This is a genomic window from Ruegeria sp. D7, from assembly GCF_056534355.1.
Window position 1 is genome coordinate 25,671 of sequence record NZ_JBQFPG010000014.1, and the last position, 15,628, is coordinate 41,298.

The 15,628-nt window shown below is 56.9% G+C and carries 11 protein-coding genes; 8 read left to right on the forward strand and 3 right to left on the reverse strand.

The window, feature by feature from the left end; genetic code table 11:
- The first annotated feature begins 97 nt into the window (after positions 1-97).
- On the forward strand, positions 98-1,792 hold the full coding sequence (locus ACRZ9U_RS17075) for a thiamine pyrophosphate-binding protein (protein ID WP_170406949.1): 1,695 nt from the start codon (positions 98-100) through the stop codon (positions 1,790-1,792).
- Here the strand turns inward: ACRZ9U_RS17075 and ACRZ9U_RS17080 are convergent.
- A complete protein-coding gene (locus tag ACRZ9U_RS17080) occupies positions 1,753-2,673 on the reverse strand; it encodes a LysR family transcriptional regulator (protein ID WP_170406952.1) in 921 nt (306 codons plus the stop codon). The genes ACRZ9U_RS17075 and ACRZ9U_RS17080 overlap by 40 nt on opposite strands.
- A 96-nt stretch (positions 2,674-2,769) precedes the next feature.
- Here ACRZ9U_RS17080 and ACRZ9U_RS17085 point away from each other — a divergent pair, with 96 nt between their 5' ends.
- From ACRZ9U_RS17085 to ACRZ9U_RS17110, 6 genes are all read left to right on the forward strand, one after another.
- Positions 2,770-3,903, forward strand: coding sequence for an enolase C-terminal domain-like protein (locus ACRZ9U_RS17085; protein WP_170406956.1), 1,134 nt, complete (start codon positions 2,770-2,772; stop codon positions 3,901-3,903).
- Entirely contained in the window at positions 3,900-5,150 is a 1,251-nt protein-coding gene (locus ACRZ9U_RS17090) for an NAD(P)/FAD-dependent oxidoreductase (RefSeq protein ID WP_170406959.1), read from the forward strand. The genes ACRZ9U_RS17085 and ACRZ9U_RS17090 overlap by 4 nt, the downstream gene beginning before the upstream one ends.
- 52 nt (positions 5,151-5,202) lie before the next feature.
- Positions 5,203-6,177, forward strand: coding sequence for a TRAP transporter substrate-binding protein (locus tag ACRZ9U_RS17095; RefSeq protein WP_170393799.1), 975 nt, complete (start codon positions 5,203-5,205; stop codon positions 6,175-6,177).
- A gap of 70 nt (positions 6,178-6,247) precedes the next feature.
- Positions 6,248-6,781: a TRAP transporter small permease gene (locus ACRZ9U_RS17100; RefSeq protein WP_170406962.1), complete on the forward strand. Its 534-nt coding sequence runs from the start codon at positions 6,248-6,250 to the stop codon at positions 6,779-6,781.
- Between the two features lie 4 nt (positions 6,782-6,785).
- Positions 6,786-8,099 (forward strand): TRAP transporter large permease subunit, encoded by a 1,314-nt coding sequence (locus tag ACRZ9U_RS17105; protein ID WP_170393803.1) that lies wholly within the window; start codon positions 6,786-6,788, stop codon positions 8,097-8,099.
- 126 nt (positions 8,100-8,225) lie between these two features.
- The gene (locus ACRZ9U_RS17110) at positions 8,226-9,038 is read left to right on the forward strand and encodes a hypothetical protein (RefSeq protein ID WP_480902474.1); all 813 of its coding nucleotides are present in this window, start codon (positions 8,226-8,228) and stop codon (positions 9,036-9,038) included.
- A gap of 30 nt (positions 9,039-9,068) precedes the next feature.
- On the opposite strand, the gene ACRZ9U_RS17115 is transcribed toward ACRZ9U_RS17110, so the two are convergent.
- Entirely contained in the window at positions 9,069-10,385 is a 1,317-nt protein-coding gene (locus tag ACRZ9U_RS17115) for a UDP-glucose dehydrogenase family protein (RefSeq protein ID WP_170406968.1), read from the reverse strand.
- A 581-nt stretch (positions 10,386-10,966) separates the two neighbouring features.
- On the opposite strand from ACRZ9U_RS17115, the gene ACRZ9U_RS17120 reads away from it, so the two are divergent.
- On the forward strand, positions 10,967-13,969 hold the full coding sequence (locus tag ACRZ9U_RS17120) for an AAA family ATPase (RefSeq protein ID WP_170406971.1): 3,003 nt from the start codon (positions 10,967-10,969) through the stop codon (positions 13,967-13,969).
- Here ACRZ9U_RS17120 and ACRZ9U_RS17125 read toward each other — a convergent pair.
- Positions 13,966-15,627 carry a peroxidase family protein gene (locus ACRZ9U_RS17125; RefSeq protein ID WP_170406975.1) on the reverse strand — a complete coding sequence of 554 codons (1,662 nt, stop codon included), beginning with the start codon at positions 15,625-15,627 and terminating at the stop codon, positions 13,966-13,968. The genes ACRZ9U_RS17120 and ACRZ9U_RS17125 overlap by 4 nt on opposite strands.
- Position 15,628 lies beyond the last annotated feature (1 nt).

Below are 15,628 nucleotides of genomic sequence, written 5' to 3' on the forward strand. Positions count from 1 at the left end.
GGTCGTTGCCCCACAGGTGCCACAGGCCAGTCTTGAAATCAATATACAAAACTGTATACAGGTCTGTGTGCAGATTGGATCGAGGGAGTCGCCGACCATGACAGGAACGAATTACCTGACCGGAGCCGAGGCAATGGTCCGTATGCTTGAGGCGCATGGCGTGAAGCACATGTTCGGCCTATGTGGTGATACAACCTTGCCATTCTATGATGCGCTATCTCGGATGGATCACGGTATTCAGCACATTCTGACGCGGGATGAACGTCATGCGGCCTACATGGCGGATGGTTATGCAAGGGTGACAGGTAAGCCGGGTGTCTGCGAAGGCCCGTCTGGAGGCGGGGCGACCTATATTCTACCTGGCGTGGTCGAAGCCAACGAAAGCTCGGTTCCTATTCTTGCGATCACCTCGGATGTGGCGACAACCAGCCGGGGAAAGTACCCGCTGACCGAATTGGACCAACCCGCGCTGTTCAAGCCGCTGGCCAAGTGGAATGCGTCGCTGGATGATGCCAGGCGATTGCCGGCCATGGTTCGTGCGGCATTCCGTGCAATGACCACCGGTACACCTGGGGCCACACATCTTGCCTTGCCCTTCGATACTCAGAAAGCGCCGGTGGACGAGGCAGAGATCTGGGCGGATGCAAGACATCGCAGCTATCCGGCGGAACGTGCAGGCCCCGACATGGATGCGGTCGAGGCGGCAGCAGAGATACTTTCAAAGTCTAAATCCGCCGTAGCCGTTTGTGGCGGTGGACCCGTTCTATCAGGGGCAAGCGACGCACTGCGCCGGGTTGCGGGACTGTTGGATATGCCTGTCGCCACGACCGTGTCGGGGCAGGGCTCGATTGCCGAGACAGACTCGCTCGCGCTTGGTGTTGTCGGATCGAATGGCGGGGTGCCTGCCACCCGCGCTGTGGTAGATGCGGCGGATGTCGTTCTGTTCATCGGATGTCGCGCAGGATCCGTCACGACCGAGCGCTGGAGAAGCCCTGCGCGCGATGCCACCATCATTCATATCGACAGTGACCCGATGGTGATCGGAGCCAACTATCCGACCGAAGTCGCTATTTGTGCCGACGCGCGTCTCGCGCTGGAGGCATTGGCGGACGCATTGGCGGCACGCCAAGACCTGCCCAGGCTGGGCGGGGCGGCCAAATCAAACGCGGCATGGGCGGCCAAATTAGCTGCGTTCGCCCCGCTTGCAGCCAGCCGAGAAACGCCGATCCGGCCCGAGGCTGTCATGGCTTCGCTGATGGATATCCTGGATGATGATGCGATTGTTGTCGCTGATCCCGGCACGCCATGCCCATATTTCAGCGCGCATTACCGCTGGCAGACACCGGAGCGGCATTTCATCACCAACCGGGCGCATGGGGCGTTAGGATATTCCTTGGGTGCCGCAATGGGTGCGCATGTTGGACGGCCTTCGGTCAAGACCTTGTCGGTGATGGGTGACGGCTCATTCGGCTTTACCTGTGGTGAGTTCGAAACCATGGTGCGGCACAACATGCCGATCACCTCAATTGTATTCTCGAACTCGGTCTTTGGCTGGATCAAGGCCGGACAGGACGCAGGGTTTGGGCAGAGATACTACAATGTTGATTTCAACCGCACCGACCACGCCGCTGTTGCAAGCGCCTTTGGTGTGAAATCATGGACTGTCAAAGATCCCGAAGACCTGTCCAAAGTTCTGAAACAGGCTATCGAGCATGATGGCCCGACATTGGTCGACATTCACTCACAACCGCTTCACGAGGCCGCTGCACCGGTTTCGGAATGGGTGGCATAAGAGGCGATCGAAGGGGTTAGCTGAGCCAGAAAATCTTGTGCAATCGTTGATAGGGGTCGCCCTTTCGCGGTGATAATGGCCAGATCAAGCATCACAGCCGGTCGGAAGGGGCGGGTTTGATACCCGCTCTCGTCGTCAAAGGTGACAGTGAAGGGATCGATCATCGCGACCCCCATGCCCTGCTTGACGAAACTTAGCAGGTTTTCTGACAGATGGGTGTGAATCTGGGTCCGCCAGTTGCGCCCCGCTGATTGGAAGATGTCCCGAGTTCGTCGGTGGGTTTGATGCTCTGGCCCCATCACGATGAATGGTTCGTTTTCAAGAATTTCAGGTGTGAGCACATCATAATCTGCCAAAGGGCTGGTTTCCGGAAAGGTCGCCAGTGTTTCGAATTCAAAAACCTGATAGTTCAGTGTGTCATGCAGAATGGGCATCTCGACAATGCCGATCTCAAATAGGCCAGAGATTACCCATTCTTGAATCTTCGAGGAATACTGCGACTGAAAGCTTACCGACAGGTTCGGACGGCTTTCTGCGAAGCGAGCGATCTCACGCGGCATGAAGCCGAAGGATAGCAGATGTGGTGCGGCGATCTGCAATTGACCCGGATGCTTGTTCTGCAGATCCGTGACCGCCTGCGCCACGTGATCCAGCCCCCGAACAACCGTATCAACCTCGCGGTATAGAAGTTCAGCTTCTGGCGTAGGCAGCAACCGGCCTTTGTTGCGTTCAAACAGCGGCAAACGCGCTTCGCGCTCTAGCTGTGCCAACAGATTGCTGATCCCGGGCTGTGAAATCCCAAGCACCGAGGCCGCACCCGTGACAGTGCCGGTTTCCATGATGGCGTGAAAAGCCTGTAGCTGACGAAATCGCAGGGACATCGCTATGGTATCATTTTTCCTGATGACCTCTAGATAATATAGTATTTGAAATGATATCCCCGTCAAGGCAGGCTTCGGCCATTGGCAGGGGGTGCAATGGGCGATCTGACACAGAAAATCATCGGCTATGATCTCTGGCACCTTGAGTTGCCCGTGACGTCTCGCCGTGATCATGGCATCGGGTCCGTCGAAGGAACATGCGAAGTCGTCGTCCTGCGGCTGAGATCCGAGGACGGCAATGAAGGATTTGGTGAGGCCTCTCCCTGGTCTGTCTTCACGGGCACCCCAGAGGCCACTTATGCAGCCCTTGATCGCTATTTGCGCCCACTTGTGGTTGGGGCCAGAGTGGGCGACCGTTCAGCGATCATGGCACAGGCAGCTTATGCCGTGGCTCATTGCACCGAGGCAAAGGCTGCATTGGAAACCGCTTTGCTGGATCTTGCGGGCAGAATCAGCAAGGTTCCTGTTTGGTCTCTGCTGGGCGGGAAGTGCCGTGGAACCATTCCACTCAGTTGCTCAATTGCGAACCCGGATTTTGCTCAGGATGTTGAGCTGCTGGCACAATTGCAGGCCGATAGCGTTCGGATTGTAAAGCTCAAGACCGGGTTCAAGGATCACGCCTTCGATATCATGCGATTGGAATATCTCGCACAGAACCACCCGGAATTCAGGGTTCGTGTAGATTATAATCAGGGGCTCAGTATCGAGGACGCACCGGCGCAGGTTCGCGATGTCGCGCAATTTGCCCCGGATTTCATTGAGCAACCTGTCCGCGCCCACCATTTCGGCATGATGGGCAAGTTGCGACAGATGATTGACGTCCCACTTCTGGCTGATGAGAGCGTCTTTGGCCCCGAAGACATGGAGCGGGCAGCGCGTGACGGTATCTGTGACGGGGTTTCAGTGAAAATCATGAAATCCGGTGGCCCGACACGAGGCCAGACTGTGGCCCGTATCGCTGCAGCACATGGTCTGACAGCCTATGGCGGTGATATGTTCGAGGCCGGATTGGCGCATCTGGCGGGCACACATATGATTGCTGCAACACCTGAGATAACGTTGGGCTGCGAGTTCTATCAAGCCTCCTACTTCCTGAAAGAGGACATTCTGGAAAATCCCTTCCAAGTAAGCAGCGGCGAAGTTGTAGTCCCTGACGCACCCGGCCTCGGCAACAGGCCTGATGTAACCAAGCTTGAGCATTATGCAGTGGCCAAGGCGGTGGGGGCATGAGCGAGAAGAAGACCATAGCGATCATCGGCGCTGGGATTGTTGGCGTTTCAGCCGCAATCTGGCTGCAGCGGGATGGTCACGAGGTAATCCTGATCGACAAGGCCGGACCGGGAGAGGGCACCTCGCACGGCAATGGGGGCGTATTGGCGTCATGCTCGATTGTTCCGGTGACTGTTCCAGGGCTGCTCCGGAAGGCGCCCAAAATGCTGCTCAGCCCGTCACAACCGTTGTTTCTGAGATGGGGGTATCTTCCAAAGCTGATTCCTTGGCTAACAAAATATCTGAGTCATGCGAATGCATCAGATGTGGAACGCATCGCGTCAGCTTTGACGCCAATTGTTGGCGATAGCCTGAACGACCACAAAGCGCTGGCTGAGGGCACGGGCGCTGAAAAGTGGATCGTGCCCTCTGACTATCTGTTCCTGTACAACGACCGCGCGCATTTCAAAGATGATGCGTTTGGCTGGGACATTCGGCGCAGGAACGGATTCACATGGGACGAATTGGAAGGCCCTGCCTTTCACGCCTATGATCCGGTCTATAGTGAAGACATTGGATTTGCGGCGAAGCTTTCGGATCATGGCCATATCACGGATCCAGGTCGGTACGTCAAAGATCTGGCGGCGTATGTCGAGGCACATGGGGGCACAATCCTACGTGCGGCGGTCGATGACGTTGTTCAGGAAAATGGTCGCGTAACCGGTATACGGGCGGCAGGCGAAACCATCGCGTGTGATACGGCAATTGTAACTGCGGGCGTTTGGTCGGGGCCTTTGGCTAAGCTTTTGGGCATTTCTGTTCCCCTTGAAACCGAACGCGGCTATCATCTTGAATTGGTGGAGCCTTCTGCCATGCCGCGCAGTCCGGTCATGGTGGTTTCCGGCAAATTTGTCGCCACACCGATGGATGGCCGCATTCGTTTGGCTGGCATCGTGGAATTTGGCGGTCTTGATGCGCCACCCTCACGCGCGCCGTTTGAATTGATGCGCAAGAATGCCCGGATGGCCTTCCCGGGTTTGACATGGAAGGAGGAAGTGGAATGGATGGGGCACCGCCCAGCACCAACCGACTCGATCCCGATTATCGGTGAGGCTCCGGGGATTAGCGGTGCGTATATGGGCTTTGGGCACCATCACATTGGCCTGACAGGCGGGCCGAAAACGGGGCGACTTCTGGCCCAGATAATTGCGGGCAGAACACCGAACACTGACATGAGCGTCTACGCGCCCTCGCGTTTCGCAACATAGAAATGACTGGCGAAGAACGCCGGCGTCTCAAAACTCAACAGGGAGAAACATGATGAAAAAACTGACAAGCCTTCTGGCAGCAACCGCTCTGACGGCTGCCGCAGCAGCGCCAGTAATGGCAGAGAAATGGGATATGCCGATGGCCTATTCGGCATCGAATTTCCATTCGGCCACCGGCGCGGAGTTCGCCAAATGTGTCACCACAGGAACCGGTGGTGAGATTGAAATCGTCACACACCCGTCCGGCTCGTTGTTCAAAGGTGCCGACATCAAGCGTGCGATCCAGACCGGGCAAGCCCCGATTGGTGAGCGTCTGCTGTCTGGGCACCAGAACGAAAACGCGCTGTTCGGCTTTGACTCGATCCCATTCCTGGCAACGTCGTTCGACGACAGCGCCAAGCTGTGGGATGCGGCAAAGCCGTCCATCGAAAAGCTGCTGGCTGAACAGAACCTGACGCTGCTTTACGCCGTGCCTTGGCCGCCTCAAGGGCTTTATTTCAAGAACGAAGTGAACTCGGTTGCGGATATGGAGGGGATCAAGTTCCGCTCCTACAACAACGCCACCTCACGCCTGGCCGAACTGACTGGGATGCTGCCCGTCACCATCGAGGCGGCTGAGATTAGCCAGGCCTTTGCCACCGGAGTAGCGGATTCCATGGTATCATCCGGGTCGACCGGCTATGACCGGAAGGTCTGGGAAAGCCTGAACTACTTCTATGAAGTGGATGCCTGGTTGCCGCGCAACTACGTGATGGTGAACTCGGATGTCTGGGCCGGTGTCTCGGATGCGAACAAGAACGTCATCAAAGGCTGTGCGGAACTGGCCGAGTATGCAGGTAACTGGCGCGCCAAGGAATATACCGGCTTTACGCTTCAGGGTCTGCGCGATGGCGGCATGACAGTTGGTCCTGCATCCGAACAGATGACGAATGAGCTGAAAGAAATCGGCGTCACCATGACCAACGAATGGCTTGAGGCCGCCGGAGACGAAGGCAAAGCTATCGTCGACGCGTTCAACTCTCAGTAACCATTCGAATGCGGGCGGCAGTTCATCCTGCCGTCTGCTCCCAATCCACAAAAAGCACAGCGGGGACAGCATGGCGGCAATGCGAGGGCTCAGGTCCGTACTGGATTTCATTTATCTGGCAGCAGGGGTTCTGGCGGCGCTCAGCCTGATTGCCATTCTGGTGTTGATTGTTGTGCAAATGCTGGCCCGTTGGACCGGTGAGGTGTTTCCCGGCGCGCCAGACTATGCTGGATATGCGATGGCCGCTGCGTCTTTTCTGGCCTTCGCCAACGCCCTGAACCGAGGCAGCCATATTAGAGTCTCCATTCTCCTGAACGCGGTTCCCGATGGCTTTCGCAGAATTCTGGAAATCTGGTGCTTTGCGATTGGTTCGGCGGTCATGTGGTATTTCTGCTGGTATGCCTATCGCTTTGTTTACTGGAGCTGGAAGTTCAACGATATCAGCCAGGGGCAAGATAAAACCGCCCTTTGGATACCGCAATCTACCATGCTGATCGGAGCGGTCATTCTGGCCATCGCGCTGACCGATCACCTGTTCCATGTCCTGTTCAAGGGTGATCACCGCATCACCCGTGATCTGGCCGATCAGAGCCACGGAGAGTAAGAGCATGGAAAATATATCCGTTATTATCCTCTTCCTCTTTGTCCTTTTCACCTTGCTGGGCACCGGTGTCTGGGTCGGGCTGGCCCTGATGGGCGTCGCCTGGGTCGGGATGGAGCTGTTCACGACGCGCCCCGTAGGCGATGTCATGATCACCACGATCTGGTCGGCGTCCTCTTCCTGGACCCTGACTGCCTTGCCTATGTTCATTTGGATGGGCGAGATCCTCTACCGAACGCGATTGTCCGAAGACATGTTCAAAGGCCTGTCGCCGTGGATGGCACCTTTGCCCGGCGGGCTGGTCCACACGAATATCGTAGGCTGTACAGTGTTTGCTGCGGTCTCGGGTTCTTCGGCGGCGACGCTGACTACGGTTGGCAAGATGTCGATCCCGGAACTGCGAAAGCGCAACTATCCCGAACGCATGGTCATCGGCACGCTGACCGGCGCGGCAACACTTGGGCTAATGATCCCACCGTCACTGACGTTGATCGTGTACGGCGTTACGATCAACGAGTCCATCACCAAGCTGTTCTTTGCAGGCATCCTACCCGGTCTTGTGCTTGCCGCAATGTTCATGGGCTATGTCGCCATCTATTCCAAAGTTGGCAAAGACTGGAACCCCAACGATGAGAGCAAGTTGACCTTTTCCGAAAAGGTTAAGAACTCTCGCTTTCTGTTGCCAGTGATCCTGCTGATCATGGTGGTAATCGGATCGATGTATCTGGGTTATGCTACGGCGACCGAGGCGGCGGCTTTCGGTGTGATTGGCGGACTGCTACTGGCAGCAGGGCAGGGATCGTTGAACTGGAAGACCTTCACTGAAAGTTTGATGGGCGCAACCCGCACCAGTGCGATGATTGCGCTGATCCTAGCGGGTGCTGCGTTCCTGTCATTGTCGATGGGCTTTACCGGCCTGCCGCGCGGGCTTGCGGATTTGATCGCGGGCTGGGAACTGACCCGGTTCGAACTGCTCATGGTTCTGCTGGTTTTCTACGTCATTCTGGGCTGCTTCCTTGATGGGATTTCTTCGGTTGTGCTGACTATGGCTGTTGTCGAGCCTATGATCCGGGACGCCGGGATCGATCTGATCTGGTTCGGGATCTTCATCGTGGTCGTTGTCGAGATGGCGCAGATCACACCTCCTATTGGTTTCAACCTGTTCGTGATGCAGGGCATGACTAACCATGAAATGAGCTATATCGCCCGCGCTGCGATCCCGATGTTCCTGATCATGGTGCTGATGGTGTTCGTTCTGATCTGGTTCCCCGAGTTGGCGACGTGGCTGCCCGAAAACCTGCGTCAAAGCCCCGGTGGGTAGACGCCGTTGAACCCGCTTCACCTCGCGGCGCGTCACGGCCCATATGTGTTAGTATCGGGCCTTGCCGCAGGCCTTCTGCTGCCGGGGCTGGCCGCACCGATGCGGCCTCTCTTACCGCCCTTGGTCATGCTCCTGCTGTTTTTGACGCTGCTGCGAATGCAGCCGGGGGCCATTGTGGGTTCGCTGGTTGACCTGCGAAAAGTTGCGGGAACGATTGCCGCCTTTCAATTGGTTTTGCCGTTGTCTGTCGTTGGGATTGGAATTGCCTGCGGATGGACCGGTTCGCCAGTTTTTTTGGCATTGCTTGTCATGGCTGCAGCCCCATCAATATCCGGCAGCCCCAATATGTGCCTGATGATAGGCTATTCTGCGGAACCGGCGATGCGACTGGTCGTGGTTGGAACGGCTGTTTTGCCACTGACCGCGTTACCGATCTTTTGGCTGATGCCGGAATTGGGTGATCTCAGGGCGGTCCTGATGACCGCGCTTCGGCTTTTTCTTACCATCACAATAGCGATTCTCGCGGCTGTCATATTGCGCCGCACGGTGCTGCGCCAACCTTCAAAGTCTACGCTTTTGAACGTAGAAGGTGCGGCAACGATTACTCTGTCCGTTTTCGTTGTTGGCCTGATGCCATCATTGAGCGCAACCGCACTTGTGGACCCGCGTGTCGCGCTGTTCTGGATCGCGTTTGCCTGTCTGATCAACTTTGGGGCTCAGGTTGTCTCATTCCAATTCACACGAACTCGAATGCCCGGGGCCGAGGCTACGGCGGTGTCTCTGATCGCCGGAAACCGGAACATCGCGATATTCTTCGTGGCACTGCCACCTGAAGTGACCGCGCCGATCATGGTGTTCATCGGGGCCTATCAGATACCGATGTATCTGACGCCGCTGATCATGCGCCGACTGTATCAGACGGCTGCCACAACCAGTTGATTTGGGTGAGAGGCATTGGCGGTGCCAGCCCTAACGCTGATCCCCAACCCCGACGCCGACATAGGTCTCAAATCCCGATCCCAGAACCATCGTCGACGAGTAGATATTGCGCAAGTCGACCATGCGGGGCGATTTCATCGTCTCCGCCAGCTCGCTCAGGTTCAGGGCGCGGAACTCGTTCCATTCTGTCAGCAAGACAACAACGTCCGCATCTTTGGCCGCGGCGTAGGGATCATCCATCCACTTGACGCCAGGAAGCAGCGCTTCCCCCTCGGCACGGCCTTGCGGATCGACAACGCGGACCTGGGCACCGCCACCGATCAGGGCGGGAACGATAGTCAGGGAAGGTGCGTCGCGCATATCATCGGTGTTGGGCTTGAAAGTCACACCCAGAACCGCCACGGTCTTGCCATTGAAGCTGTCATCGCAGGCATCCCGGATCTTCTCGATCATCCGCTTCTTGACCTCATCGTTCACACGAATGACGGTTTCGGTGATCTGCATCGGGTGGGCAAAATCCTGTCCGATCCGGGCAAGTGCAGCGGTGTCTTTCGGAAAACACGAGCCGCCATAGCCAGGGCCTGCGTGCAGAAACTTGTTGCCGATCCGCCCATCCAGACCAATACCGCGCGCCACCTCTTTGACATCGCCGCCTGCCCGCTCGCAAAGACCGGCGATTTCATTGATGAACGTGATTTTGGTCGCCAGGAATGCATTCGCCGCGTATTTGATCATCTCGGCGCTTTCTAGATCAGTGGTCAGGATCGGAAAGTCACGCAGATAAAGCGGGCGGTAAATCTCGGCCATGACATCCGCCGCTCGTTCGCTTTCGACCCCTACGACAACACGATCCGGGCGCATAAAATCATCAATTGCAGCGCCCTCGCGCAGGAATTCGGGGTTCGATGCGACGTCGAATTCCGCCTTCGGATTTGCACCCGAGACAACTTCATGAACCTTGCGGTTGGTGCCGACCGGGACAGTCGATTTGGTTACGACAACCGTATATCCGGTGATGGAATGAGCGATTTCTTCGGCGGCGGCCATCACATAAGTCAGATCAGCGTGCCCGTCCCCGCGTCTCGTAGGTGTGCCCACAGCGATGAACACCGCGTCCGCGCCGTCGACCGCAGCGGCCAGGTCGGTGGTAAAGGTCAGGCGGCCAGCAGCCACGTTCTTAGTCATGAGCACATCAAGGCCCGGCTCGTAAATCGGCACCTCTCCATCCTGAAGCATCTTGATCTTGCGATCGGATTTATCGACGCAAATCACATCATGGCCAAAGTCCGAAAAGCAAACCCCGGACACCAAACCGACATATCCCGTGCCAATCATCGCAATGCGCATTTATCGAATTCCTTCCTTTGGGTTTCGCCAGTGGCGTATTTCATGGTCTCTTTCAACCGCTGAATTAAGAGCTTTTAGGGCTCGATAGTTACAACCGCTTAGGCTTTGCCGGCTTGCTTTCAACAACAGCTCGGCACTTCTGAGGTGTTGCGGGCGATAGGGCAAAATCATCAGACTGTTTCTTGGCGACCGAATATGCTTGTTGTGGTGAATTGTTCAAGTGCTGTTCGTGGCTTGCGTTGAACTGGCTATCTGGTCTCGGCGAAGAACGGCGTGTTACGATCAAGATTCGTTGCCAGATCGGATTTCCGACGATGACATTCGTTCGACCGCAGGCGCGCATTCTCAATCCTAAACGTAATATCAGGCACTTCTTCGCTTCAGCAGGCGTTGGGCATAGCCAGAATGCGAAGCTTCATATAGTCTCACAATCAGTTTTCGTGGTGTCGAGCGGCGGCGCGTACAATCTGTTAATTATTTTAAGGCTTCGCGATGGGGGGCATGTTCTCGTTTTTGGGTTCCGGAGAAGGCGTTGGCCTTAAATCTCCACGCCGCATGAGCGCCGGTCGCGGAGCGCGCTGATGGTGCTGCACCCCACTGGCCCGGAAACTGATCTTGGCGCGATGGAGCACCGCCATCTGACTGTCATGATGGTGGATCTTGTCGAGTCCACGGTATTGGCTCAAATGCTTGAGCCCGAAGATTTGCTGTCTACGACATTACGTTATCATAAACTGGTCGAACAAATTGCCGTTGAGTTCGGGGGCAGGGTGCTGCAGATCGTGGGCGACGGTATCCTCGTCGCCTTTGGTTGGCCTGCTGCGTCTGAAAATAATGCCGAGCGCGCTCTACGCGCTGCGCTGCGCATCCATACTGATCTGCCCGCAATGGCGGGTCCGCTCGATCTCAGGTGCCGGATTGGGATCGCATCCGGCGTAGTGCTTGTCGGGGACATCGCGCTTGGGACCAATATTCAGCCCGACGCGATTTTTGGATCGACGCTAAATCTTGCGGCACGTCTTCAGTCGTTGGCAACCCCCGGTGGAACAATGGTTTCTGCGGCAACACGAGCGCTTGGGGCCGAACAAATGGAGTTCGAGCCGCAAGGCGTTCAGAACCTCGCGGGGTTCGACCGGCCTGTTCCAGTTTATCGATTGACCGGTGAAGGCAAGGATCAGGCACGCCGCCATAACCGCACCCCGTTGCTTGGCCGCAAAGCCGAACGCGGACAACTCCGCCGCGCGTGGAAAGATGTGGACGCTGGAAGAGGGCGGGTGATTCACATATTGGGTGAGGCAGGGATTGGCAAATCGCACCTGATCCGTGATCTGCGTTCGTCGGTCGGGCCGCAGGCATGGGTGACCTATCACTGCAGCCCGTTCCATGTCAGCACACCGTTCTTTCCCTTCATATCACAGGTCGAACGGTGGTGCGGCATCCACAATCAGGACGATATTGCCGCGCGTCGCAACCGGTTGTCAGAACATCTGAGCGATATTCTGGACGACGCGCAACTTCGCACGCTGTATTTCATTCTTGCCCCGGGCCCCGGCGACAGCGGGACGACCAGTGAGGACGAACTGCGCGCGCAGCTGAGTGACATATTCATCCGCGTCTACCAAAAACTCAGCCGAGAGGGGCCGGTGCTTGTCGTGGTTGAGGATATGCAATGGGTCGACCCATCGACCCTTTCGGTGCTGCGCGACGTGGCCGAGCATCTGACATCACTTCCCGTCCTGATGTTGATGGTTTCGCGGATGCCGGCGCCATCAGCGATCAAAGAGAGCATACCGTCTCTTGAGCAATTGTCGCTTCCACCGCTCGATGATGCGACATCGTCAGAACTGGCCAAGGCGGCCTCGGGTGAGCGCCTTGACGACCGCACCACGGCGCAGATTTTGGCGCGCGGCAATGGTGTGCCCCTTTTCATCAAGGAGTGCTCTGCCGCCATCGCTGCGTCGCCTGAACGTATCGTGGACAACATTCCCGCCACGTTGCATGACCTCCTGGCGCAACAGGTGGACGAGGTCGGAGAACTCCGACGTGCCGCGATCGAGGCCGCTGTTATAGGTGGTGCCTTTGGGGCACCTTTGCTGGCTCAGATCAGTGAACTGACTGAAGACGAGTCCGAAGACGCGATCTTTGGGCTCGCCGCCACGGGTATTTTGCAACATCTGCCCGGCGCGAATGACGACGCAGAAATGATCTGGCGGTTCCGCCATGAATTGGTGCGTGAGGCGGCATATCAAAGCCTTGTGCGGGACCGTCGCATTCATTTGCATCGACGCACGGCAGAAGCCCTTGCCGCCCAACCGGAAGCCGCCCGACAGCCTGAACAAATAGCGCGGCACTGGGAACTGGCCGGTGAAACAACGAAGGCGGTGGCCGCCTGGTCGGAGGCCGCGCGGCTGAACCTGAGGCGCCACGCAAATCGCGAAGGGGCTCAGCATGCCCGAAACGGATTGCGGCTGTTGGACGAGTTGTCCGCAGACCAACGAGATAAAGCTGAATTGAACTTGCAATTCCTTCTGGCCGCTGCCGAACGCGTGCATGTCGGTTATGGTGCCGAGCCCGCAATCGATGCCTTTGGGCGCAGTTTTGAACTGGCTGAAAAGCTGGGCGACAGACGTACTCTTGTGCGCGCGGGCAGGGGTCTGTTTACCGCTGCAATGGTCAAAGGTGATTACCAGAACGCCGAGCAATGGGGGCAAGCGATCATCGATGCGTATGACGATCACCACACCCGAATGGTCGGAAACTACATCTGTGGGGCCGCGCTATCCCCGCGCGGTCGGTTTCAGGATGCGGCAGCAGCTCTGGAACAAGCGGCGTCTCATGCGGATGCGCATCGCGCCGAAGCTGGAAACAGCCCCGATATTGCAGCCGTGATACAAATCGAGAGTATGAGCGCGCTGGTTGACAGCTTTCAGGGCAAAACTGAGGCGGCACTCGCCAAAGCCAAGCGGGCAGTTGACGCCGCGATGGCGTCGGGCCAGCCCTTGATCATCGCAAATGCAATGCATTGGTTGACCGAAATCCACATGCAGATGGACCACCCGGATTATGCGCGTATGGCCAAGGCGCTGAGCGCGGCTGTTCAGGACAAGGGCGGCCCTTATTACCAAGCTGTTGCGACGGCCCATCTTGCCGGGGCTGCCATCAGAACCGGCGAGGCCACAGAGGGCGTGGCCATGCTGCAGGCCGCTTGGGGAAGGATGCACGCAACGGGTGCCGAGGCGGCTGGCGTGCTCGTTAACGCCGAGCTCGCACGGGGCTATCTTGCTCTGGGTGAGATTCAGAAAGGGTTGGATGCGGTGGAGGCTGGTCTGACATGTGCAGAAAACACTGACGAGCGGAACTATGAGGCCGAAATCCACCGGATAAAGGCGGCTCTTCTACTGGAACAAGGTAGTCCGTTCGACGCGGCTGAGGCGGCTTTGCGTGAAGCTATAGCCGTGGCAAATGATCAGGGCGCGGCGCTGTATGAATTGCGCGCGCTGAGTGATCTTGCCTGCATCCGGCCAGCCGATACGGAAGTTGCCGCGCGGATTGCTGAGCTGGAAGAGCGCGCGGTCGCGTCTTAGGTCCCGCCGGGACGTCGACCTAAAGTGCAGTCTTCGGGTTGCAGGTCCAAGCCAACAAAACGCGCCACCTGCGAGAATGACGAAGTTTTCTTCAACAACTGAAAACCCTTCTCTGAAAAAGTCTCAGCTGAGTACAAGTTTTTGGACACCATCGGGTTGTTCATAAGCTGCGTGATCGCGTCATACGCCACCATCGATGTCATCAGATCGCCCATGATCACATCGCCCTTGTGCTGTTCCGCAAAGAGACCAGGGAACAACTCGACCCTATTGACGTCGCAATAGAGCCGGCTCAGGTCGGCAATCAATTCGTCCGCAAACGGCTGATCACCAACCATCTCAGTAAAGCTTGAATGCGGTTTGCGGCAGAAATGATGACGATAAGTGTTCAGCGACGGAAGACGCGCCTTACGCGTCAGGGCAATTGTAGCTTCGACAGGGGCAGGAGCACCGGGCGCAGGCCTTTGGAACAGGAAATCGGGCGTGTTGCGCAGCGACATGCGGGCCGCAGGTTGGCGCGACAAAGATCGGATCATTTCCGCCAAGCCCGTTTGTTCGACCAGTCGTGGATTGAACCTGAAGCCTTCTGGGCCAACCTGTGCGCCGTCGATTATGAATCGCTCGGGGATCATCGAATGCCAGCGGTAGAGCAAATTGAACTCAATCGCGATCTGGTTGGAATGATGCCACGGTTGCCAGCGATTGACGCCAACGGGTAGTTTGAAAGGCATATTGGCGATGTGGGCGATGTAATCCTCAAGCACAAGCTTGATCAGCAATGCGATCAAGGTGCAGCGTGTGGTCTGGAACACACGCTCTTTATCCCAGCCTGATATGCCGCGCTTTTCGCGCCACAACAGATCGGCAAAGGTGTTATGGGCGCGCAACATCAGTGTATTGATCGCGATATAACCTATGGTACCATTGCCATTATCGAGCCCGGTTGCATGAAAGTCGAGCAGTAGCTGGTCAATCGCGTGATCGCTGAGACCCGGATGCGCCCGTTTCACCGCATTCCACAGCTTGCATGGATCGTGCAGGGGCTTTCCGTAATTCTCGCCAGTGGCAAGACTGCCATCAAAGGGGGGCGCAAGCTTAACACCACCGGATTGGTTCTTTTGAAACAGCTTCGGGGCCCACATCTCGCCTTGTGTATCCAGACGAAAGGCCAACCGGTGGGTTAATTCATTGGTATCGGGATCGCGTTCGCGCAGCATGTCGGTCTGAAAATCGTTCAGCCCGTAGATTTGGCACAGATCGACCTCGTGGTTCGAATCCGTCTGATCAACCGGTCCTTTCGCCCCAAAGGTGCGCAGGAAACTGTCGGTAAACCATTGTGCGGCCGAGATAAACAAAAGTGTCGATCCTTGCGGGCACATCAAGGTAAGCGGGCTGCCATCCATTTGTGTCCGTCGGCGAAAGAGATCAGCAACTTCGCTTTCCGACGGCAGGACGGGTGAGAGGTCTTCTGGCGTTGTATGCCGACCGATCCAGCGATGGGAAAACACGCCGGGCCATGTCGTGTAGTCTGCGCCCATCGTATAGGGCCGCGGTCGGTGGATCTTCGCGGCGTTTGCAAGCCTGATCGCGGCTAAATAGCTCGTAACGGGTGGGGAGATCTTGAATCCGAGTTTGATCAGATCATCAACGTCCAGCATC